The following is a 19,752-nucleotide window of genomic DNA, read 5'->3' as shown; positions in this document are numbered from 1 at the left end:
TTGGGAAAATGCTGGCCTTCGGCCTTAGCCGCGACTAGGACCAGACTGAATGACTGGCGCAACTGAAAATCAGGCTCCGGATCCGGGTGGCAAAGTCGCGGTGGTTATCGTCGCGGCCGGTCGCGGCGCGCGTGCCGGACAGACTGATGGCCCGAAGCAATATCAACGAATTGGCGGACGTGCCGTCATCGCTCGTGTCATAGATATTTTTCTGGCGCACCCGCTTATCGGCCGGATCGTCGTGGCCATTCATGCCGAGGACCAGGAGCTTTTTCGGAAAGCAGTCGGCACCGATGCCGATCGGGTGACGGCAATCGCCGGAGGCGCAACCAGACAGGATTCGGTTCGGCTCGGGCTGCACGCGCTAAGAAGCTACGCGCCGGACAAGGTCCTCATCCACGACGCCGCGCGCCCCTTTGTCGATATGGATCTGATCGACCGCACCATCGCGGCCATCGGCGAGGGCGAAGGCGCGCTTCCCGCCTTGCCCGTTGCCGACACGCTGAAACGCGAATCGGCCACCGGCATGGTCGGCGAAACAGTCCCCAGGAGCGGGCTGCACGCGGCGCAAACGCCGCAAGGCTTTCCCTTCCTCGCGATCATGACGATGCATGAGGAAGCCTATAACAGAGGCAAAACCGACTTTACCGACGACGCGTCGATCGCTGAATGGATGCAAATGCCGGTGAAGCTCGTTCCCGGCTCGCCGGACAATGTCAAACTCACATGGGCACGGGACATCGCCATGGCGCATCAGCGACTTTCCAGCGAGCGGGCACACTTTCCCGACATCCGCACCGGCAATGGCTATGACGTCCATGCCTTCGAGCCCGGCAACCATGTCACGCTCTGCGGCGTCGCCATTCCGCACGACAGAAAATTGTCGGGCCATTCCGACGCCGATGTCGGCCTGCATGCCCTGACCGACGCGCTGCTGGCGACTTGCGGGGCCGGCGACATCGGCACGCACTTCCCGCCTTCCGATCCGCAGTGGAAAGGTGCTGCGTCGCGGATATTCGTCGAACATGCGGCAAGGCTGGTGCGCGAGCGCGGCGGGCGCATCGCCAATGCCGACATCACGCTGATCTGCGAGGCACCGCGTGTCGGCCCGCACCGCGAGGCGATGACGGCGGTCCTTTCCCAGATGCTAGGCATTTCCGCCGACCGCATCTCGATCAAGGCGACAACCAACGAGAAGCTCGGCTTCGTCGGCCGCGAGGAAGGCATCGCGGCGATCGCAACGGCCAGCGTGGTGTTTCCCGGCGAGGTTCCGGAATGACCAACAGCGATCTGGCAATCGCCCTTTTTGAGGCCTGCCGGGAGCGCGGCATCATGCTGGCGACCGCGGAAAGCTGCACCGGCGGCATGATCATTGCCGCGCTGACCGATATTGCCGGCTCTTCGGCCGTGGTCGATCGCGGCTTCATCACCTATTCCAATCAAGCCAAGATGGACATGCTCGGCGTGCGCGCCGCCACGCTTGACGCGCATGGCGCGGTTTCTCGCGACACAGCGATCGAAATGGCAGCCGGCGCGCTCGCCCGTTCACGCGCCGGGCTGACCCTGGCCGTCACCGGCATTGCCGGTCCGGGTGGCGGTTCTAGGGAAAAGCCGGTCGGGCTGGTCTGGTTCGGCGTTGCGGTGAACGGCCAGCCGGTGACGGCTGAATACAAGCTGTTTGCCGACAATGGCCGAAACTTCATCCGCCGGGAAACGGTCAACCATGCACTCGAGCTCGGCTTGCAGGCGCTTGGCGCGAGTCAGGCCGCCGGTGTCTTGCCGTAGATGACGTCGGCGCGTTTTTCGAAAGCCTCGGCGAACATGCGGAAGGCACGGTCGAACATCGTGCCCATCAGCGCACCCAGGATGCGGCTCTTGAATTCATAGTCGATGAAGAAGCGCACGGTACAGCCGGCACCGTCTGGCTCGAAACGCCAGACATTGCTCAGATATTTGAACGGGCCATCAATGTATTTCACATCGATTGCGTTGTCTTCGGGCTTGAGCAGCACCTGCGTCGTGAAGGTCTCCCGGATCGCCTTGTAGCCGATGCTCATATCGGCCACGAGGATGGTGCGTCCGTCACGCTCCTTGCGCGAGCGGACCGTCAGCGCTTCGCAAAGCGGCAGGAATTGCGGGTACGTCTCGATGTCGGCGACCAGCGCGAACATCTGCTCAGGCGTGTGGGCGACGCGGCGGGTGGCTTCGAATTTCGGCATGAAACCGGCCCTAAAGCACGTCGCGTCGAAACGGAGTCATGCGACGCGCTTCAGAGTCTTTGTCGTTATGCACGTCGTTCTCCCAAAACCGAGGTCACTTTTGGGCGACATGCATTAGAGCGCTTTCATGAGCTGCGCTTCGCGCGCCGCGCGCAGCCGGGCGAAATCGTCGCCGGCGTGATGCGACGAGCGCGTCAGCGGGCTCGACGCCACCAGCAGGAAACCCTTGGTCTTGCCGATCGTCTCGAAGGATTTGAATTCCTCGGGCGTGACGAAACGGATCACCGGATGGTGCTTTTTCGACGGCTGCAGGTATTGGCCGATGGTCATGAAGTCGACATTGGCCGAGCGCAGATCGTCCATCAACTGCAGGATTTCATTCCGCTCCTCGCCCAGACCCACCATGATGCCGGACTTGGTGAAAATCGACGGATCGAGTTCCTTGACCCGCTGCAGCAGCCGGATCGAGTGGAAATAGCGGGCGCCCGGCCGGACCTTCAGATAATTCGACGGCACAGTTTCGAGATTATGGTTGAAGACGTCGGGCCTGGCCGCCACGACGATCTCCAGCGCCCCGTCCTTGCGCAGGAAATCCGGCGTCAGGATTTCGATCGTCGTCAGAGGCGTTGCCGCCCGAATCTCACGGATGACATCGGCGAAGTGCTGCGCACCGCCATCGGCGAGATCGTCGCGGTCAACCGAGGTGATGACGACATGGGTAAGGCCCATCTGCTTGACGGCATGCGCGACCCGGGCCGGTTCGTCGGGATCGAGCGCGGTCGGGATGCCGGTGGCGACATTGCAGAAGGCGCAGGCGCGCGTACAGATCTCGCCCATGATCATGAAGGTGGCGTGCTTCTTTTCCCAGCACTCACCGATATTCGGGCAACCGGCCTCTTCGCATACGGTCACCAGCTTGTGCGATTTCACGATCTCGCGTGTCTCGGCATAACCTTTCGAAACCGGCGCCTTGACGCGGATCCAGTCCGGCTTGCGCAACACCTCCTGGTCGGGCTTGTGCGCTTTCTCGGGATGCCGCAGCCGCGGCGCGTTGGCGATCGTGTCGAGGACAGTGACCATCTGAACCCTGGCTTTTCTCGCGACCGCTCGTCGGCGATCGTCACTTTCACGTCATCTAGGACTTTTCAACACAAAGAAAAAGGCTGCGGCGGCGCATGCCGCCACAGCCGTTTTCGCATAGCCGGAGCGATATCGATTAACGGCGCACCAGACGACCGACCCAGATCAACAGGCAGGCACCGATAAAGCCGGTGATCAGATAGGCGGTCCAGCCGACGCCGAACACGCCGATGTTGAGCGCCTGCAGGATGGCATTCAGCACCACAGCGCCAACGATGCCCATGATAATATTCATGAATATGCCGGTGTTGCTCTTCATAACCATTTCGGCCAACCAGCCTGCCAGGCCGCCGATGATGATGGCTGCGATCCAGCCCACGCCGTTCAAGTGCATATGCCTTCTCCTTGCGCGAGTAAAAATGCATCCGGAAACGAACTGCCTCGCCGTCGCAATCTCGCGACTTTCGAAGCTGAGTCTCCTGCGGCGAATCTATCATGCGTTCAAGGCGCGGCCATAGGCGTCGAGCACGCTTTCCTTCATCATCTCCGACAGCGTCGGATGAGGGAAGATCGTGTGCATCAGCTCTTCCTCGGTCGTTTCGAGGTTCATCGCCACGACAAAGCCCTGGATCAATTCGGTGACTTCGGCGCCGACCATATGCGCTCCGAGCAGCTGACCGGTCTTCTTGTCGAAGATGGTCTTGATGAAGCCTTGGTCCTCGCCAAGCGCGATCGCCTTGCCGTTGGCGGCGAACTGGAAGCGGCCGACGCGGATGTCCTTGCCTTCGGCCTTGGCCTTGGCTTCCGTCAGGCCAACCGAGGCGACCTGCGGATTGCAGTAGGTGCAACCGGGGATCTTGAGCTTGTCTATGGCGTGAACACCGGGGAAATTCGCGATCTTCTCGACGCACACGACGCCCTCGTGCTCGGCCTTGTGGGCAAGCATCGGCGGGCCGGCGACATCGCCGATGGCGTAAATGCCAGGCACATTAGTCTTGCCGTAACCGTCGATGACGACGCAACCGCGATCGGTTTTCACGCCGAGTGCTTCAAGGCCGAGGCCCTCGATATTGCCCTGGACGCCGACGGCGGAGATCATGCGGTCGGCTGATATCTTCTCGACCTTGCCGTCCTTCATCTCGACATGCGCGGTGACCGAGTTAGCCCCCTTCTCGACCTTGGTCACCTTGGCTTCGAGGATAATCTTCATGCCTTGCTTCTCGAACTGCTTTTGCGCGAACTTCGAGACTTCGGCGTCCTCGACAGGCATCACGGCCGGCAGCAGCTCGACGACTGTCACATCCGCGCCCATGGTGCGGTAGAAGGAGGCGAATTCGATGCCGATGGCGCCCGAACCCATCACCAGCAGCGACTTCGGCATCTCCTTGGGCATCATGGCTTCGAAATAGGTCCAGATCAGCTTGCCATCCGGCTCGATGCCGGGCAGTGCGCGCGGCCGGGCGCCAGTCGCCAGGATGATGTGCTTGGCGGCGTAGGTGCCCTCGCCCTTGACGCCTTTCGGCACCGGCGGCTGCGGTTCCATCGGCTTCTTGGCCGTCTTGGAAACAACGATCTCACCCAATTTATCACCGGAAGGAGGCCTCGATAGCTTGGCCTCACCCCAGATAACGTCGACCTTGTTCTTCTTCATCAGGAAGGCAACGCCGCCATTGAGCCGCAGTGACACTTTCCGCGACCGATCGACCACTGCCGCCGTGTCGGCGCTGACCTTGCCGTCCAGCTTCAGGCCATAGTCCTTCAGGTGATCCGAATAGTGCATGATCTCGGCCGAACGCAGCAGCGCCTTGGTCGGGATGCAACCCCAGTTCAGGCAGATACCGCCGAGATGCTCGCGCTCGACGATCGCCGTCCTGAAGCCGAGCTGGGCGGAACGCACCGCCGTGACATAGCCGCCGGGACCGGAGCCGATGATGATGACGTCGTAGTTCTCAGCCACGGTTTTTCTCCTTCAATCACAATTCCAGCATGACGCGCACGACCGAAGTCAGCGCCTCGCCGATGTTTCGCGTGTTTTCGGCGTCGAGGTGGACACCGTCGAGAGGTGTGGTTTGCGCCACGGTGGCTGCATCGAAGAAGCCGCAGCCGGCTTCGTCGGCAAGCGTCGAATACTGCCCTGCGAGCTGCGCCGAGGCGTCATCGCCGCCGGCAAACATCTCCTTGAAATCGGCATTCTCGGTGCGGCTTACAACAGGTGGCGAAACGATCAGTATCTGCGGCGCCGGCCAGTCGAACGGATAGTCGTGGCCACGCACGATGTCGATCAGCCGCTGGATGCCTTGCTTGGCCGCAACCGGGTTGCCATGGATCCATGGCTTCATGTCGTTGGCGCCGAGCATGATGACAATCAGGTCGATCGGCGCATGCGTCGTCAGCACCGTCGGCAGCAGCCGCGCACCGTTGCGGTCGGCTCCGGCCAGATGATCGTCGAAGGCGGTGGTGCGGCCGTTGAGGCCGTCGGCGATAACCTGAACGCCTTCGCCGAGGCCAGCTTGCAGCACGCTTGGCCAGCGATCCTCGAGCGCATGACGCCCGCCTTCGGCATTGTAACCCCATGTCAGCGAGTCGCCGTAACAAAGAACCGTCTTCATCCGTTCAACCCGCCTCTATGTCGGCCACACCGCGCTTCACGCGCCAGCGCACGAACAACCAATGGATGATGATCGTCACCAGGCCCGGCAGACCGAGACCGGCAACCACCGGCATGTCTTTCCTGACCACCGCGGCGCTGCTGTCGCTGTAGAGGATCAGCGCGACCAAGAGGAGGAGCAGCGCCACAAATACAATCAGCGTCCACTTTCCCGCCGTCGCCACGGCCGCGACCGGATCGTTCGTCAATTGCGCGACGAAGAAGACGAAGGTGACGACAAAAGTCACCAGCACCGAGAACATGAAGACGATGATGTATTCTTCCTCGGCACCGGTGGCGACGGCCAACCATTGCGCGATCAGCCCGCCGGCCAACCCGGAAATGAGAAAGGCAAAAAGGCTGGTGAAGAATATTCGCACAGCCTTTTCCTTCCTAGACCAGCATGCCCATCGGATTTTCGATCAGCTTCTTGAAGGCGCCCAGCAGTTCGGCCCCCAGGGCTCCGTCGACGGCGCGATGATCGGTCGACAGCGTCACCGACATCACCGTGGCTATTTTGATCTCGCCGTTCTTGACCACCGCCCGCTCCTCGCCGGCGCCGACCGCCAGGATCGTCGCATGCGGCGGGTTGATCACCGCGGCAAAATCCTTGATGCCGAACATGCCGAGATTGGAGACCGCCGTCGTACCACCCTGATACTCCTCGGGCTTCAGCTTGCGGCTGCGGGCGCGGCTGGCCAGATCCTTCATCTCGTTGGAGATGACGGACAGCGTCTTTTCGTCCGCATGCCGGATGATCGGCGTGATCAGGCCACCGGGGATCGAGACGGCAACGCCGACATCGGCATGCTTGTGCTTGACCATGGCGCTCTCGGTCCACGAGGCATTGGCATCCGGCACCGCCTTCAGCGCCATGGCCATCGCCTTGATCACCATGTCGTTGACCGACAGCTTATAGGCAGGCGCCTCACCCTTGTCGGTCTTCTTCACCGGCGCGGCGGCATTGAGTTGCGTGCGCAGGGCCAGCAGCGCATCGAGTTCGCAGTCGAGCGTCAGGTAGAAATGCGGGATGGTGGTTTTGGCTTCGACCAGGCGCCGCGCGATGGTCTTGCGCATGTTGTCATGCGCAATGAGTTCGTAGGAGCCTTCCTCGAACAGCTTCAGCACCTGGTCGTCCGACATTGGCTTCACCGCCGGCGCGGCGGCTGGTGCGCCAGCCGGAGCCTTGGCGGCGGGCGCTGCCTTGGCACCACCGCCGGCGATCGCGGCATCCACGTCTGCTTTTACCACCCGGCCATGCGGGCCGGTGCCGGATATGGCTGAAAGGGTGAGGCCCGCCTCCTTGGCGATGCGGCGTGCGAGCGGCGATGCAAAGGTGCGGTCGCCAGCCGCCTGACCATCGGCAGTGGCTGGAGCTGCCGAGGCAGGCTCGAGCTTCGACGCCTCGGTCTTTGGTGTCTCGGCCTTTGATGCCTCGGGCTGCGGCGCTTCAGCCTTGGCGGCTTCAGCCTTCGGCGCTTCGGCCTTCGCCGGTGCGGCATCGCCACCGCTTTTGGCGGCAGCGCCCGCATCCTCGCCTTCGGCGGCAAGCACGGCGATCAGCGCGTTGACCTTGACGCCTTCGGTTCCGGCCGGCACGACGAGCTTGGCAACCGTACCCTCATCGACAGCCTCGACCTCCATCGTCGCCTTGTCGGTCTCGATCTCGGCGATGACATCGCCCGGCGAAACCTTGTCGCCTTCCTTGACCAGCCATTTTGACAGATTGCCTTCTTCCATCGTGGGCGACAGGGCCGGCATGGTGATGTTGATAGGCATCGCTCACTCCTGGATGAATTTGAAAAGGCCACGCATGACGGTCAGCGTGGCGACAATGAACACGGGTGGCAAGACACCGAAATGGTAGCTGCCCTTGCCCATCTCGAGGACCATCATGCTGCCGGTCTGGTCGACCTTTGCGGAAGCAGTTGCCACAATAGCAAGAACCAGCGACGCGGCACCGCTGAGCATCAACAAAACCGCATCGAATTTCCCGGTCATCGATCGCACGAAAAATGCGACCACGACAGTGGGAACAATGATGGCTGCCAACGTCCAGAAAGACAGCATCCGCATTGCTCCCTAGCGATATGTGACCGCCTTAACCGCCTCGATGACCTCGCCGACATTCGGCAATGCCAGCTTTTCGAGGTTGGCCGCATAGGGCATCGGCACGTCCTTGCCGGCAATGGTGATGACCGGCGCGTCGAGGAAATCGAAGGCGCGTTGCGAGACCTGGTTGGCGATATGGTCGCCGACCGAATTCTGCGGGTAGCCTTCTTCGACCACGACCAGCCGGTTAGTTTTCTTGACCGAGGCGATGACGGTGTCGAGATCGAGTGGACGGATGGTCCTGAGGTCGATGATCTCGGCATCGATGCCCATGCCGCGCAGCTCGGCTTCAGCCTTGACGGCATAGGTCATGCCGATGCCGAAGGAGACGATGGTGACATCCTTACCTGCCTTGTGGATGCGCGCCTTGCCGATCGGCAGCACGAAATCATCCAGCTTCGGCACGTCGAAGGATTGGCCGTAGAGGATCTCATTCTCGAGGAAGATAATCGGGTTCGGATCGCGGATCGCCGCCTTGAGCAAGCCCTTGGCGTCGGCCGCCGTATATGGCATCACGACCTTCAAGCCCGGAATGTGGCTGTACCAGGCGGCATAGCACTGCGAGTGCTGCGCGGCGACACGGGCCGCCGCGCCGTTCGGCCCCCGGAACACGATCGGCGCGCCCATCTGGCCGCCCGACATATAGAGCGTCTTGGCAGCCGAATTGATAATCTGGTCGATCGCCTGCATGGCGAAGTTGAAGGTCATGAACTCGACGATCGGCTTCAGCCCAGCCATCGCCGCACCGACGCCGACGCCGGCAAAACCATGTTCGGTAATCGGCGTGTCGACGACGCGACGCGGCCCGAATTCCTGCAGCAGGCCTTGCGTGATCTTGTAGGCGCCCTGGTATTCGGCGACTTCCTCGCCCATCACGAAGACATCGCCGTCGCGGCGCATTTCCTCCGCCATGGCATCGCGCAACGCCTCGCGCACCGTGGTCGAGACCATCTCGGTGCCGGCAGGAATATCGGGATCGGCGGCGATTTCCGTTTTCGGTGCGGCCGCGACGGGTGCGGCGGCTGGCTTTGCCACCTCCGCCTTGTCCTCGGCCGGCGCTTCCGCCATTGCCGGTGCTTCCGCCTTGGCGGGAGCCGCGGACTTGCCGACATCGGCCGCGCTCTCGCCGTCCTGCAGCAGAACGGCGATCGGCGTGTTGACCTTGACGCCTTCGGTGCCGGCGGCGATCAGGATCTTGCCCAACGTGCCTTCATCGACGGCTTCGACTTCCATCGTCGCCTTGTCGGTTTCGATTTCGGCGAGCACGTCACCGGCGACGACCTTATCGCCCTCATTCTTCAACCATTTGGAAAGATTGCCCTCTTCCATGGTCGGCGAGAGCGCGGGCATGAGAATTTCGATCGGCATGTCCTGGCCCTCCCTTACAATACGATATCGGTCCAGAGCTCGGACGGATCCGGCTCGGCGTCGTGCTGGGCAAATTCGGCGGCGTCGGCGACGATGTCGCGAACCTCCTTGTCGACGGTCTTGAGTTCGTCCTCGGTTGCCCACTTTTTCTCGATGAGCCGCGCCTTGACCTGCTCGATCGGATCATGATCGGAGCGCATCTTCTGGACTTCTTCCTTGGAGCGGTATTTCGCCGGGTCGGACATCGAGTGGCCGCGATAACGGTAGGTCTGCATTTCGAGAATGATGGGTCCGTTGCCGGCACGGCACCACTCGGTAGCCAAATCGCCGGCCGCCTTCACCGCACGCACGTCCATGCCGTCGACCTGGATGCCCGGAATCTTGAACGAGGCGCCGCGATGCGAAAAATTGGTTTCCGCCGACGAGCGCGAAACCGATGTGCCCATGGCGTAGCGGTTGTTCTCGATGATGTAGATCACCGGCAGCTTCCACAGCGAGGCCATGTTGAAGCTCTCATAGACCTGACCTTGGTTGGCGGCGCCGTCGCCGAAATAGGTCAGCGAGACATTGTTGTTGTCGCGATAGCGGTTGGCGAAGGCCAGGCCGGTGCCGAGCGACACCTGCGCGCCGACAATGCCGTGACCGCCATAGAAATGCTTTTCCTTGGAGAACATGTGCATGGAGCCACCCTTGCCCCTTGAAAGGCCGCCGCGGCGTCCGGTCAGCTCGGCCATCACGCCCCGCGGCGACAGCTCCATCGCCAGCATGTGGCCGTGGTCGCGATAGGCTGTGATCATCTGGTCGCCGTCGATCAGCGCCATCTTCATGCCGGTGACCACGGCTTCCTGGCCGATATAGAGATGGCAGAAGCCGCCAATGAAGCCCATGCCGTAGAGCTGGCCGGCCTTTTCCTCGAAGCGGCGAATGAGCAGCATGTGCCGGTAGGCGGCAAGCTCTTCGTCCTTGGTGAAGTCAGCAGGCTTGGGTGCCGACAGACCGGATTTGCCGTCGGATTTCGATTTGGCAGGCGCTTTTCTGGCTGCGTTGGCCATGCATCACTCCCTGTTGGCGTCTCTTTGCGGACACTGGAGCAAGGTCAACCTGCTCCGGGGAGATCGCCCTCCCCTTCGATTTATGGGAGGCTAACACGTAGAAAGGCGTTCCGCCATGTCGAAATTGCATAGCTGACATGCGCCTAAGCGGTTAAAATCATTGAAATATTGCCGATTAACCGAAAAGTGGTTACTTCGCCGAAACCGGCAGCATGATGGTGATCTCATCAGGTTGGGATAAATTGAGCGCTTTGCGCGCCTGCTCGTCGAGCATGTCCTTCTCCAGCGTGCCATCATGCATGAGCTTGACGCGCCGTTCGAGCTCCGTCCTGCGCGCCTTGATCGCAACGAGCTGACCCTGCAGCGCGACCGTCTCGGCCTCCAGCTTGTATTTGGAATTGATGCCGAATTCGCCATGATAGGCATGAAAGCCGAAATAGGCCAGGAACGCCACGCAGAGCGAGGGAATGATCAGCCGGCCGGTGTTTCTCTGCTTGTGCTGACGCGTCCACATGACCGATTCCCCATGGCCGCGAACTCAGACGGCTCGAAGCCTTTTTCGCCTGATTGTGCTTAACGGACGGTTACGGGAGGCCGCCCAGTCGGGCCTGAAATGAAAAAGGGCGGGATGTCCCGCCCTCTCCATATCGACAATGTGCGGCCGGATCAGCTCTTGATCACCGACTTGCCGGCGTAACGCGCCTGCTTGCCGAGTTCTTCCTCGATGCGGATCAACTGGTTGTATTTGGCCATGCGGTCGGAGCGCGACAGCGAGCCGGTCTTGATCTGTCCGCAATTGGTGGCGACGGCAAGATCGGCGATGGTCGAATCCTCGGTCTCGCCCGAACGGTGCGACATGACGGCCGTGTAGGCTGCCTTGTGCGCGGTCTCGACCGCGTCGAGTGTCTCGGTCAGCGAGCCAATCTGGTTGACCTTGACCAGTATCGAATTGGCGACACCCATGCGGATGCCATCGCGCAGGCGCGCCGTGTTGGTGACGAAGAGATCGTCGCCGACAAGCTGCGTCTTCTTGCCGGTCAGGTCGGTCAGGTATTTCCAGCCTTCCCAGTCATCCTCGGCGAGGCCGTCCTCGATCGAGATGATCGGATAATCGGCGGCGAGCTTGGCGAGGTACTTGGCCTGTGCCTTGGGGTCGCGCGTCTTCTTCTCGCCCTCATAGACATAGTTGCCGTCCTTGAAGAACTCGGTCGCGGCGCAATCGAGGCCGAGCGCGATCTCTTCGCCCGGCTTGAATCCGGCCTTCTCGATCGATTCCATGATGAAGTCGAGCGCCACCGGCGCGCTCTTCAGGTTCGGCGCGAAGCCGCCCTCGTCACCGACATTGGTGTTGTGGCCGGCATCTTTCAGCTTCTTGCGCAGTGTGTGGAAGATTTCCGAACCCCAGCGCACGCCTTCGCGCAGCGTCGGCGCGCCGACCGGCAGGATCATGAATTCCTGGAAGTCGATCGGGTTGTCGGCATGCGCGCCGCCATTGATGATGTTCATCATCGGCACCGGCAGGACATGCGCCTTGGTGCCGCCGACATAGCGATAGAGCGGCAGGCCGGCGGCATCGGCCGCGGCTTTCGCGACCGCCAGCGAAACGCCCAGAATGGCGTTGGCGCCGAGCCGGCTCTTGTTGGGCGTGCCGTCAAGCTCGATCATCATCTGATCGATATGGATCTGGTTTTCGGCTTCCATGCCGCCGATCGCCTCGAACAGTTCGCCATTGACCGCCTCGACGGCCTTCAGCACACCCTTGCCGAGATAGCGGGCGCCGCCGTCGCGAAGTTCGACGGCTTCGTGGGCGCCGGTCGAGGCGCCCGACGGCACAGCGGCGCGGCCCATCGAACCGTCTTCGAGAACGACATCGACCTCCACGGTCGGGTTTCCACGGCTGTCCAGGATTTCACGCCCGACAATATCGATGATGGCGGTCATTACGATGTCCTCGATTGATCTGGAGAAAGGGGTCGCGCCCGTCTTAGCCAAAGCGACGCAAAAGGCAATCGGGCCCTGGCCGAATATTGCCGTTCGCTCGATTCACGAAGCGCAAGTTTCTGTCATCATAAGTCATGCCACCACACGCGAATTCCAGGTTATGGATGTTGTCGCGCGGGGCGAAACAGGAGGAGTTTCGCCATGTCTGAGTTGAGCGGTATCGTCAGTCTGTTCCTGATCGCCGCGGCGTTCCTGACGTCATGCGACAATCAGCAGTCACCGCCAAAAGCTTTTGCGCCTTTGGCGGCTTCGCACATCAGCGAGTAGCGTTGCCTTGAATCGAAAAGGGGGCCGTCGAAACGACCCCCTTTTTCGATTGTGGCGTCAATGCCAATAGGGCCTGACTTTGTAATACCGATAGGACTCGTCGCGCGCGCTCTCGCCATCCGCGCCGGCCAGTTCGTTGATCGAATGGGCAGGCGCTGCCTTCAGCTGTTCCTTGGTGAAGGGTACGACATAGCCGCCTCTTGCCTCATCATAGTCGAGGCTTGCCCAAGGAATGGCGTGGTACTTCTCGCTAATGCCGAGAAAGCCACCGAAACCGATCACCGCGAACATGATGCCATTCGACGTCTTGTCGAGCATGACATCCTCGATGCTGCCGATGCTGTCGCCTTGGGTGTTGTAGACGGTAGTGCCGATGACTCGCGAAGCGGCAATGGCTTCGGTGTGGCCTGTCTGGGTAGTCATTATCGTACTCCTCGTTGTCGTTGATCTCTGCCTGACAATGAGGGGCGCGGGCGAAAGTTCCCGACTTTTTGGTGGCTGCCTGATCACTCAGCGAGGATGAAAGTCACCTTCATGTTGACGCGATAGGCGGTGATCTTGCCGTCCTCGACAACGATCTTCTGGTCCTGGATCCAGGCGCCCTCGACGTTCTTCAGGGTCTTCGAGGCGCGCGCAATTCCCTGCTCGATGGCGTCCTGAAAGCTCTTGCTGGACGACGAGGTGATTTCGGTGACGCGGGCGACAGACATTGGCTTCCTCCTGCCAAAACGCTCATTTGCAGGACAAAGCGTATAACCGGGGCTTGTTCGCTACAAGGCGGCGGCTTTTCAGCCCTTTGCGATCCTGTCGAAGGCCATCAGCCTTTCCAGCAGTGCCGGCATGTCTTTCAGCGGCACCATGTTGGGACCATCGGAAGAGGTCGAATTGTCGGGGTCCTGATGGGTCTCGATAAAGACGCCGGCAACGCCGACGGCAACGGCCGCGCGGGCCAGCGTCTCGACAAAGCGGCGCTCCCCGCCAGACGACCCGCCCAGCCCGCCCGGCAGCTGCACCGAATGGGTGGCGTCGAAGATCACCGGGGCGCCGATCTCGGCCATGACAGGCAGAGCGCGCATATCCGACACCAGTGTGTTGTAGCCGAAAGAAGCGCCACGCTCGGTGGTCAGCACATTGGCATTGCCGGAACCGGTGATCTTGGCGACCACGTTCTTCATGTCCCAAGGCGCGAGGAATTGCCCCTTCTTGACATTGATGACCTTGCCCGTCCTTGCGGCGGCGACCAGCATATCGGTCTGGCGCGACAGGAACGCCGGTATCTGCAGCACATCGACATGCGGAGCAACAATCGCGCACTGCTCCTCGGTGTGGACATCGGTCAGCACGGGAAGCGAGAATTCCTTGCGCAATTCATCGAAGACGGGAAGCGCGGCGTCCATGCCGGCACCACGCGTTGCCGAAAGAGACGTGCGGTTGGCCTTGTCATAGCTCGTCTTGTAGACGAGGCCGATGCCGAGCCTGCCGGTCAGTTCCTTCAGCGCACCGGCCATATCGAAGGCGTGCTGGCGCGATTCAAACTGGCACGGGCCGGCGATCAGCGCGAGGGGCCCCGCATTGTCGAAGACGACATTGCCGACGGTTACCGACGAATTGGGCGCCAGGGGGTTGCTCATTGGATCTCCCGAAAGATGAAAGCCGCGCCCTGCCCGGGTGCCGGCCGCACGATAATGTCATTGCCCGACATATCGTGTTCGATGGCATTGGCCGCAAGCAGGCTTGCGGCGGCGTCAATGTCGCGGATTGAAAAAACCACGGCGGCGAAGCGCAATTCTGATGGCACCCCGGCCGGCATTCCAAAGCGCGCCGTGAAAGAGGCGGCGTCCAGGACGGTCAAGATCGCGTTCGGCAGATGAAAAGCGCCGCCTTGCGTATCGGCGGACGGGTCGTTGACCGCCACTGAAATCAGCCGGTGCTGCTCGGCTGGGGCGCCGCCGCTGATTGCAATCACCTCGACAATTCCGTCGACGCCGTTGGGGTGAGCCTGCAATGCTGCGCGGTCCACTTTCGGCGCATTGACGCGTTGGCAGGTAAAAAGAAATGCGTCCGTTTGGCCGTGAGCCGCAGCAAAGGCGAGCTTGAACGAGGCCGTATCGCTTTTGCCCGCCGCGTCGGTGAAGGTTCGCGAGAAGCTCAGCGTGTCTCCCGCCGACAGGCCAGCTTTGACATAGCGTTCATGGTCGCCATCGGCATTGTCCGTGCCAAGAACCACCGCGGAAAATCCCTCGTTGCCATGGCTTTCGCGATAGAGGCGGTCGCGCGCAACGAAGACATTGCCCTCGGCAGCCGCCTCTGTCGCAGCCTGTTCACTGCCAATCGCAAGCGGCTCCAGATAGGTGCCGTCAGCAAGGAAAACGCAGCAGTTTTCCGTGCCAAAGGGATGGACGCCGGTCGGAGCGACGACGAAGCCAAGCGCGTCGAGCCGGGCGCGCGCGGCATCGAGGCTCTGTGTCGGCAAAACCAGATGATCGAGCGGATGAATGCCTGATGAGGTCATGGAAGCGCGATGTGCATCATTCGGAAGATCGGTTCAAGACCTTGGTCGCCGGCGGCGGCTCGTCGCGCTGGACGAATTGCGGGCCTGGCGGAAGGCCATCAACCTTCCCGGCGGCCTTCACATGCTGCCCGGTTATTTCACGGGGCGCCGCGAACGGCACCTTCTGGAGCAAGCGCTGGATCAGCTTCCGGCCACGACATCAGCGGAATAGCGCAGTTCGCGCATTGGTTTGACGTTGCTGGTGGTCTGCGCATAGAGCGGGTGCGCCTTGTAGGCGGCCAGCGCCGCGTCATCGGCGAATTCCGCGTAGACGACGACATCAACTTCATCCGACAGCGGGTCGACCTTGGTGTTCAACGTGACCTCGAAAAGGCTGGAATGAGGAATATCGCCGAGCGCCAGCAGCCCGGCGCGAACTGCTTCCACATCTTCCTTGCGCCGTGCGCTGAAGAAAACGATATGCCGGATCAATCCCGCCTCCTCGATCTGAATGTCGGGGTCTTTTGTGACGGCGGTCTCTTCGCGTCAACCGGTCATGGCGCCACACGTCCTTGCGACGCGCCTCGATCGGTTCTGGACCTCAGCTGCCAATTTGAAGGGGATGTCTAGGTCTTGCCGGTGACGTAGCGCACCGCATGGGAAACCTCCCTGACCGTGACGTCGAGATACCGGCCCTGATTGTAGAGGCCGTCCCAGATCAGGAAGAACGCGATGGCGGCAATGACAATTACATAACGCATGGCTAAAGCTATCGCACTAGCGCTGCTGCTGCCATAGGCGTTTTTTGATTGGGCTGCAGCGACCTTACGCAAGGCGTCAGATGCCGGGCGCCGCGTGGCACGGCCCAGCTTTCGGCATGCCTCTTGAAGTTCCCCCTCATGACGTGGAAGATTGTGGCAGGCATTCACTGGAAGCGCTGAAGCTCTGGCTAAGGGGCGCGCTTTCGTTCGAGCCCGCCTGTCGCCGGATCCGCAAGCTACCGGTCGAGGCAAGGGCGTTCGAACCCGGCGGATGATCCAAGGGAACCGTAGCTCGGCAATTGCGCCGACGCCACGGAGATCCAGGGGCATGGAATGGGACACGGGGAACATCACGGCATAGTGCCGAGCGAAGCGGTCAGGCTCGATGAATTCAATTTCGCCGAGATCGTCAAGGGCCTGCCGGCCAAGGCGCGCATGGTGCTGTCGGCGGCCATGAGCCTGCCGCGCGGATCGCTGAAGGTCAGGATGCCGGACGGCCGCGCCGTTCTCGTCGGCGGCAAGGCGCCGGGTCCCGACGCCGAACTCGTGCTCAAGAACTGGCGTCTGCCAGGCCGCGCCTTTTCCGGCGGCACGATCGGCGTTGCCGAATCCTATATGGACGGCGATTGGGAAAGCCCTGACGTCACCAGCTTCCTCGAACTGTTTGTGGTCAACTCGGCGATCGGCGAACGCGTCGCGGGCGGCGCCAGCTGGCTCATCAACACGGTCCAGCGCATCCGCCACTGGTTCAACGAGAACACCCGCACGGGGTCGAAGCGCAATATCTCGGCGCATTACGATCTCGGCAACGCCTTCTACAAGGAATGGCTCGACCCGAGCATGACCTATTCCTCGGCGCTTTATGCCAATGGCGCCAACGATCTCGAGAGCGCCCAAGCCGCCAAATACCGGGAGCTGGCCAGGGATACGGGCATAAGTGGCAAGGATCATGTGCTGGAGATCGGCTGCGGCTGGGGCGGCTTTGCCGAATTCGCGGCGCGCGAAATCGGCTGCCGGGTTACCGGATTGACCATCAGCCGCGAGCAGCACGATTTCGCCAAGGCACGCATCGTCAAGGCCGGGCTTGCCGACAAGGTCGACATCAAGCTGCAAGATTACCGCGATGAAACCGGCACTTACGATCGCATCGCCTCGATTGAGATGTTCGAGGCTGTCGGCGAGAAATACTGGCCGGTATTCTTCTCCAAGATGAAGGCTTGCCTGAAGCCCGACGGCACCGCGGGGCTGCAGATCATCACCATCAACGAAGCCGCCTACGACACCTACCGCGCCAGGCCGGATTTCATCCAGCGCTACGTCTTCCCGGGCGGCATGCTGCCGACGCCGTCCATCTTGAAGTCGCTTGGCGCAACGCACGGCCTTGCCCATCTACGCGAACGCGTTTTCCCCGAGGACTATGCCCGCACGCTTTCCGAATGGCGCCAGCGTTTCCGGGGATCGTGGGAAAAGATCGTGCCGCTCGGCTTCGACGATCGTTTCAAGAAGCTCTGGGAATTCTACCTGCATTATTGCGAGGCCGGTTTTCGCACCAGCTATATCGACGTGCGCCAGGTGGTCTACAAGGCGTAAGGCTGGCCAGGCTGACAGCGGCTTTTCCACGGATGCGCTGGATCTTGTCATGCCGGTGATCAAGGGCGATCCGCGCCGCCCACCCTCCAAAGAGCTGACTGGAGGCCTGGGGATGCGGCCAAGACTGACCGCATCCGGCTTTGACGGCCTTATCAGAGAAAAATGCGATATCTGGCAAAACCAGCTTCGCCCTCGCCGGCAGGCTCGATCCTCAGCGACTTCACATCGGCAATGAAGTCCTTTGCCTTGACGCCTGTCTCGAAGACGACGCTGGCTCCCGGCAACGGCGCGAACGACCAGTTGCCATCCGCCGTCGGGTTGATGGTGCCTTGGCTGATGACGTAGCGGACGATGACGTCGCGGTTGGTGTCAGGCGCCTCGTAGATGATCTTCGAGGCATTGATGTCGGGAAAATTGCCACCGCCGCCGGCACGATAGTTGTTGGTCGCAACGATGAATTTCGCTGCTGGATCAATCGGCTTGCCGTCGAATTTCAGGTCGACAATTCGATTGGAACCGGCATTGGCGACGCCGCCCTTCGAATCGTATTTCGGCGGCTGCGACAGGTCTATCCTGTAGCTGACGCCATCGATGACATCGAAATTATAGGAGGGGAATTCAGGGTCGATCAGCGGCTGGTCAGCCTTCCCTGCCTCGATCTTTTTGAAGATGCCGGCCGACATCTCCAGCCATTCCTTCACCTGCGCACCCGTGATCTCAACCGCGCGAACCGTGTTCGGATAGAGATAGAGGTCGGCGACGTTCTTGATTGCGATGTCGCCCACCGGCACGTCGGTGTAGTAGTCGGCGCCGCTGCGCCCGCCAGCCTTGAAGGGCGCCGCCGCCGACAACATCGGCACGTCCTTCCACTGGGTGCTCTTCAGGATATCCTTGAGATACCAGCTCTGCGCCTGGTTGACGATTTGCACCGACGGATCATCGGCCACCAGCGCGAAATAGGAATAGAGCGGCGCCGAGGTCTTGCCGACAGGGCGGCGCACATAGGCGAGCGTCGCCTCGTGGTCCTGCTCGACAGCGGCAATGATGCGCTTGTCGTCCGGGACGATCGGCTTGTTCTTGTTGTCGACACGCTCGAAGATCGGCCGCGCCTCCGATGTCGCCGAGACCACTTTCCACTTCGACCCGTCGCGTTCCAGCATCAGGTCGATCAGGCCCATATGCGAGCCCCAGAAACCGCCCATGACGGCGGGTTTGCCTTGCAGCGTCCCCTTCTGTGCGTCAACGCCCTCTAGCGCCTGGAAATCCTTCTTGCCGGGGAAGACCAGGTGCTGGTGGCCGGTGAAGACGGCGTCGATGCCTTCGACGCCGGCGACGAAGAACGAGGCGTTCTCCATCATGTCACCCTGTTTGACGTCGATGCCGGAATGCGAGAGCGCGATGACGATATCGGCACCCTCCTCCTTCATCTGCGGCACCCAGGCCTTCGCCGCCTCGACGATGTCGCGCGTCTTGACGTTGCCTTCGAGATTCTTGAGGTCCCAGATCATGATCTGGGGCGGTACGAAACCGATGATGCCGATCCTGATCGGCTGTTCCGCGCCTGACCCGTCCTTAATCTTCTTGTCCAGGATTATGTAGGGCTTGAGGTAGAGCTTGTCGTCGCGCGGGTTGGCGGCAAGCTCGGTGCCCCGGATGAGATTGGCGCAGACGAACGGGAAATTGGCGCCGGCCAGTACCTTGTCCAGAAAGGACAGGCCGTAGTTGAATTCGTGGTTGCCAAGTGTCGAACACTCATAGCCGAGCAGGTTCATGCCTTTCATGATCGGATGGAGATCGCCCTCCTTCAGGCCCTTCTCATAGGCGATGTAGTCGCCCATCGGATTGCCCTGCAAAAGGTCGCCATTGTCGATCAGCATCGAATTCGCGGCTTCCTTGCGGACGGCGTCGATCAGGGACGCCGTGCGCGACAGGCCCATCGTATCATTGGCTTTGTCGGCGTAGTAATCATAGGGCAGCACGTTCACATGGATATCGGTGGTTTCCATGATTCTCAGATGCGCCTGGTTGGCCTGCGCACGGGCGGAGAAGGGATGAAGCATGATCAGCGCCCCTGTGGCAGCGGCCCCCGCAAGGAGACCACGGCGAGAGACGGGACGGAGCAGTTGCGACATGTTTTCTCCTTACTTCGACGACCTGACAAGCC

At 61.2% G+C, this 19,752-nt stretch carries 23 protein-coding genes; 4 read left to right on the top strand and 19 right to left on the bottom strand.

Annotated elements, in window-relative coordinates:
• The first annotated feature begins 49 nt into the window (after positions 1–49).
• Positions 50–1,279 carry a bifunctional 2-C-methyl-D-erythritol 4-phosphate cytidylyltransferase/2-C-methyl-D-erythritol 2,4-cyclodiphosphate synthase gene (locus tag FJ492_RS01630; protein ID WP_140768163.1) on the top strand — a complete coding sequence of 410 codons (1,230 nt, stop codon included), beginning with the start codon at positions 50–52 and terminating at the stop codon, positions 1,277–1,279.
• The gene (locus FJ492_RS01625) at positions 1,276–1,785 is read left to right on the top strand and encodes a CinA family protein (RefSeq protein WP_140768161.1); all 510 of its coding nucleotides are present in this window, start codon (positions 1,276–1,278) and stop codon (positions 1,783–1,785) included. The genes FJ492_RS01630 and FJ492_RS01625 overlap by 4 nt, the downstream gene beginning before the upstream one ends.
• Here the strand turns inward: FJ492_RS01625 and FJ492_RS01620 are convergent.
• The 12 genes from FJ492_RS01620 to eno all read right to left on the bottom strand — a co-directional run bounded on the left by FJ492_RS01620 (position 1,761) and on the right by eno (position 12,419).
• Positions 1,761–2,219: a type II toxin-antitoxin system RatA family toxin gene (locus FJ492_RS01620; protein ID WP_140505269.1), complete on the bottom strand. Its 459-nt coding sequence runs from the start codon at positions 2,217–2,219 to the stop codon at positions 1,761–1,763. The two genes, FJ492_RS01625 and FJ492_RS01620, sit on opposite strands and share 25 nt — an antisense overlap.
• A 114-nt stretch (positions 2,220–2,333) precedes the next feature.
• Positions 2,334–3,299, bottom strand: coding sequence for a lipoyl synthase (gene lipA, locus FJ492_RS01615; protein WP_027142752.1), 966 nt, complete (start codon positions 3,297–3,299; stop codon positions 2,334–2,336).
• Positions 3,300–3,435: 136 nt separating this feature from the next.
• On the bottom strand, positions 3,436–3,693 hold the full coding sequence (locus FJ492_RS01610; protein WP_027142753.1) for a GlsB/YeaQ/YmgE family stress response membrane protein: 258 nt from the start codon (positions 3,691–3,693) through the stop codon (positions 3,436–3,438).
• Positions 3,694–3,792: 99 nt separating this feature from the next.
• Positions 3,793–5,256 carry a dihydrolipoyl dehydrogenase gene (lpdA, locus tag FJ492_RS01605; RefSeq protein WP_140711523.1) on the bottom strand — a complete coding sequence of 488 codons (1,464 nt, stop codon included), beginning with the start codon at positions 5,254–5,256 and terminating at the stop codon, positions 3,793–3,795.
• Positions 5,257–5,272: 16 nt separating this feature from the next.
• Positions 5,273–5,908 carry an SGNH/GDSL hydrolase family protein gene (locus FJ492_RS01600; protein WP_140505263.1) on the bottom strand — a complete coding sequence of 212 codons (636 nt, stop codon included), beginning with the start codon at positions 5,906–5,908 and terminating at the stop codon, positions 5,273–5,275.
• Positions 5,909–5,912: 4 nt separating this feature from the next.
• On the bottom strand, positions 5,913–6,326 hold the full coding sequence (locus tag FJ492_RS01595; protein ID WP_140768159.1) for a hypothetical protein: 414 nt from the start codon (positions 6,324–6,326) through the stop codon (positions 5,913–5,915).
• 13 nt (positions 6,327–6,339) lie between these two features.
• Positions 6,340–7,725 (bottom strand): pyruvate dehydrogenase complex dihydrolipoamide acetyltransferase, encoded by a 1,386-nt coding sequence (locus FJ492_RS01590; RefSeq protein ID WP_140768157.1) that lies wholly within the window; start codon positions 7,723–7,725, stop codon positions 6,340–6,342.
• Between the two features lie 3 nt (positions 7,726–7,728).
• On the bottom strand, positions 7,729–8,016 hold the full coding sequence (locus FJ492_RS01585) for a hypothetical protein (RefSeq protein ID WP_140505258.1): 288 nt from the start codon (positions 8,014–8,016) through the stop codon (positions 7,729–7,731).
• Positions 8,017–8,028: 12 nt separating this feature from the next.
• Entirely contained in the window at positions 8,029–9,426 is a 1,398-nt protein-coding gene (locus FJ492_RS01580; RefSeq protein ID WP_140711521.1) for a pyruvate dehydrogenase complex E1 component subunit beta, read from the bottom strand.
• Positions 9,427–9,440: 14 nt separating this feature from the next.
• Positions 9,441–10,478 (bottom strand): pyruvate dehydrogenase (acetyl-transferring) E1 component subunit alpha, encoded by a 1,038-nt coding sequence (pdhA, locus tag FJ492_RS01575; RefSeq protein ID WP_027146759.1) that lies wholly within the window; start codon positions 10,476–10,478, stop codon positions 9,441–9,443.
• 190 nt (positions 10,479–10,668) lie between these two features.
• The gene (locus tag FJ492_RS01570; RefSeq protein WP_140711520.1) at positions 10,669–10,992 is read right to left on the bottom strand and encodes a septum formation initiator family protein; all 324 of its coding nucleotides are present in this window, start codon (positions 10,990–10,992) and stop codon (positions 10,669–10,671) included.
• A 152-nt stretch (positions 10,993–11,144) separates the two neighbouring features.
• Entirely contained in the window at positions 11,145–12,419 is a 1,275-nt protein-coding gene (gene eno, locus FJ492_RS01565) for a phosphopyruvate hydratase (protein WP_140768155.1), read from the bottom strand.
• 201 nt (positions 12,420–12,620) lie between these two features.
• Between eno and FJ492_RS29420 the strand changes: the two genes are divergently transcribed.
• Complete coding sequence (locus tag FJ492_RS29420) at positions 12,621–12,746, top strand: hypothetical protein (RefSeq protein ID WP_084636826.1); 126 nt, start codon at positions 12,621–12,623, stop codon at positions 12,744–12,746.
• Between the two features lie 57 nt (positions 12,747–12,803).
• On the opposite strand, the gene FJ492_RS01555 is transcribed toward FJ492_RS29420, so the two are convergent.
• From FJ492_RS01555 to FJ492_RS29415, 6 genes are all read right to left on the bottom strand, one after another.
• Positions 12,804–13,169, bottom strand: a complete 366-nt coding sequence (locus tag FJ492_RS01555; protein WP_140711519.1) for a PRC-barrel domain-containing protein — start codon at positions 13,167–13,169, stop codon at positions 12,804–12,806.
• Positions 13,170–13,252: 83 nt separating this feature from the next.
• Positions 13,253–13,456, bottom strand: a complete 204-nt coding sequence (locus FJ492_RS01550) for a dodecin family protein (protein ID WP_027145611.1) — start codon at positions 13,454–13,456, stop codon at positions 13,253–13,255.
• A 78-nt stretch (positions 13,457–13,534) separates the two neighbouring features.
• Entirely contained in the window at positions 13,535–14,377 is an 843-nt protein-coding gene (kdsA, locus tag FJ492_RS01545) for a 3-deoxy-8-phosphooctulonate synthase (RefSeq protein WP_140768153.1), read from the bottom strand.
• On the bottom strand, positions 14,374–15,258 hold the full coding sequence (locus FJ492_RS01540) for a VOC family protein (RefSeq protein WP_140768151.1): 885 nt from the start codon (positions 15,256–15,258) through the stop codon (positions 14,374–14,376). Before FJ492_RS01540 ends, kdsA begins: the two co-directional genes overlap by 4 nt.
• Positions 15,259–15,438: 180 nt before the next feature.
• Positions 15,439–15,729, bottom strand: coding sequence for a Dabb family protein (locus FJ492_RS01535; RefSeq protein WP_140768149.1), 291 nt, complete (start codon positions 15,727–15,729; stop codon positions 15,439–15,441).
• Positions 15,730–15,863: 134 nt separating this feature from the next.
• The gene (locus tag FJ492_RS29415; protein ID WP_263489212.1) at positions 15,864–15,998 is read right to left on the bottom strand and encodes a hypothetical protein; all 135 of its coding nucleotides are present in this window, start codon (positions 15,996–15,998) and stop codon (positions 15,864–15,866) included.
• A 333-nt stretch (positions 15,999–16,331) separates the two neighbouring features.
• On the opposite strand from FJ492_RS29415, the gene FJ492_RS01530 reads away from it, so the two are divergent.
• A complete protein-coding gene (locus FJ492_RS01530; RefSeq protein WP_140768147.1) occupies positions 16,332–17,588 on the top strand; it encodes a cyclopropane-fatty-acyl-phospholipid synthase family protein in 1,257 nt (418 codons plus the stop codon).
• 152 nt (positions 17,589–17,740) lie between these two features.
• Here the strand turns inward: FJ492_RS01530 and FJ492_RS01525 are convergent, their stop codons facing one another.
• Positions 17,741–19,720, bottom strand: coding sequence for a bifunctional 2',3'-cyclic-nucleotide 2'-phosphodiesterase/3'-nucleotidase (locus FJ492_RS01525; RefSeq protein ID WP_140768145.1), 1,980 nt, complete (start codon positions 19,718–19,720; stop codon positions 17,741–17,743).
• Positions 19,721–19,752: the final 32 nt, after the last annotated feature.

Source organism: Mesorhizobium sp. B2-5-4 (assembly GCF_006441095.1).
Lineage (GTDB): Bacteria > Pseudomonadota > Alphaproteobacteria > Rhizobiales > Rhizobiaceae > Mesorhizobium > Mesorhizobium salmacidum.
Note: the sequence above shows the minus strand (reverse complement) of the source record. Positions and strands in the feature narration are given on the sequence as shown.

Coding starts and splice junctions, on each gene's coding strand:
- lipA (WP_027142752.1), bottom strand. CDS start 3,299: ATGGTCACTGTCCTCGACACGATCGCCAACGCGCCGCGGCTGCGGCAT.
- FJ492_RS01570 (WP_140711520.1), bottom strand. CDS start 10,992: ATGTGGACGCGTCAGCACAAGCAGAGAAACACCGGCCGGCTGATCATT.
- FJ492_RS01580 (WP_140711521.1), bottom strand. CDS start 9,426: ATGCCGATCGAAATTCTCATGCCCGCGCTCTCGCCGACCATGGAAGAG.
- FJ492_RS01630 (WP_140768163.1), top strand. CDS start 50: ATGACTGGCGCAACTGAAAATCAGGCTCCGGATCCGGGTGGCAAAGTC.
- pdhA (WP_027146759.1), bottom strand. CDS start 10,478: ATGGCCAACGCAGCCAGAAAAGCGCCTGCCAAATCGAAATCCGACGGC.
- FJ492_RS01620 (WP_140505269.1), bottom strand. CDS start 2,219: ATGCCGAAATTCGAAGCCACCCGCCGCGTCGCCCACACGCCTGAGCAG.
- FJ492_RS01555 (WP_140711519.1), bottom strand. CDS start 13,169: ATGACTACCCAGACAGGCCACACCGAAGCCATTGCCGCTTCGCGAGTC.
- kdsA (WP_140768153.1), bottom strand. CDS start 14,377: ATGAGCAACCCCCTGGCGCCCAATTCGTCGGTAACCGTCGGCAATGTC.
- FJ492_RS01550 (WP_027145611.1), bottom strand. CDS start 13,456: ATGTCTGTCGCCCGCGTCACCGAAATCACCTCGTCGTCCAGCAAGAGC.
- eno (WP_140768155.1), bottom strand. CDS start 12,419: ATGACCGCCATCATCGATATTGTCGGGCGTGAAATCCTGGACAGCCGT.
- FJ492_RS01525 (WP_140768145.1), bottom strand. CDS start 19,720: ATGTCGCAACTGCTCCGTCCCGTCTCTCGCCGTGGTCTCCTTGCGGGG.
- FJ492_RS01625 (WP_140768161.1), top strand. CDS start 1,276: ATGACCAACAGCGATCTGGCAATCGCCCTTTTTGAGGCCTGCCGGGAG.
- FJ492_RS01610 (WP_027142753.1), bottom strand. CDS start 3,693: ATGCACTTGAACGGCGTGGGCTGGATCGCAGCCATCATCATCGGCGGC.
- FJ492_RS01540 (WP_140768151.1), bottom strand. CDS start 15,258: ATGACCTCATCAGGCATTCATCCGCTCGATCATCTGGTTTTGCCGACA.
- FJ492_RS01600 (WP_140505263.1), bottom strand. CDS start 5,908: ATGAAGACGGTTCTTTGTTACGGCGACTCGCTGACATGGGGTTACAAT.
- FJ492_RS29415 (WP_263489212.1), bottom strand. CDS start 15,998: ATGCGTTATGTAATTGTCATTGCCGCCATCGCGTTCTTCCTGATCTGG.
- FJ492_RS01530 (WP_140768147.1), top strand. CDS start 16,332: ATGGGACACGGGGAACATCACGGCATAGTGCCGAGCGAAGCGGTCAGG.
- FJ492_RS29420 (WP_084636826.1), top strand. CDS start 12,621: ATGTCTGAGTTGAGCGGTATCGTCAGTCTGTTCCTGATCGCCGCGGCG.
- FJ492_RS01590 (WP_140768157.1), bottom strand. CDS start 7,725: ATGCCTATCAACATCACCATGCCGGCCCTGTCGCCCACGATGGAAGAA.
- FJ492_RS01585 (WP_140505258.1), bottom strand. CDS start 8,016: ATGCTGTCTTTCTGGACGTTGGCAGCCATCATTGTTCCCACTGTCGTG.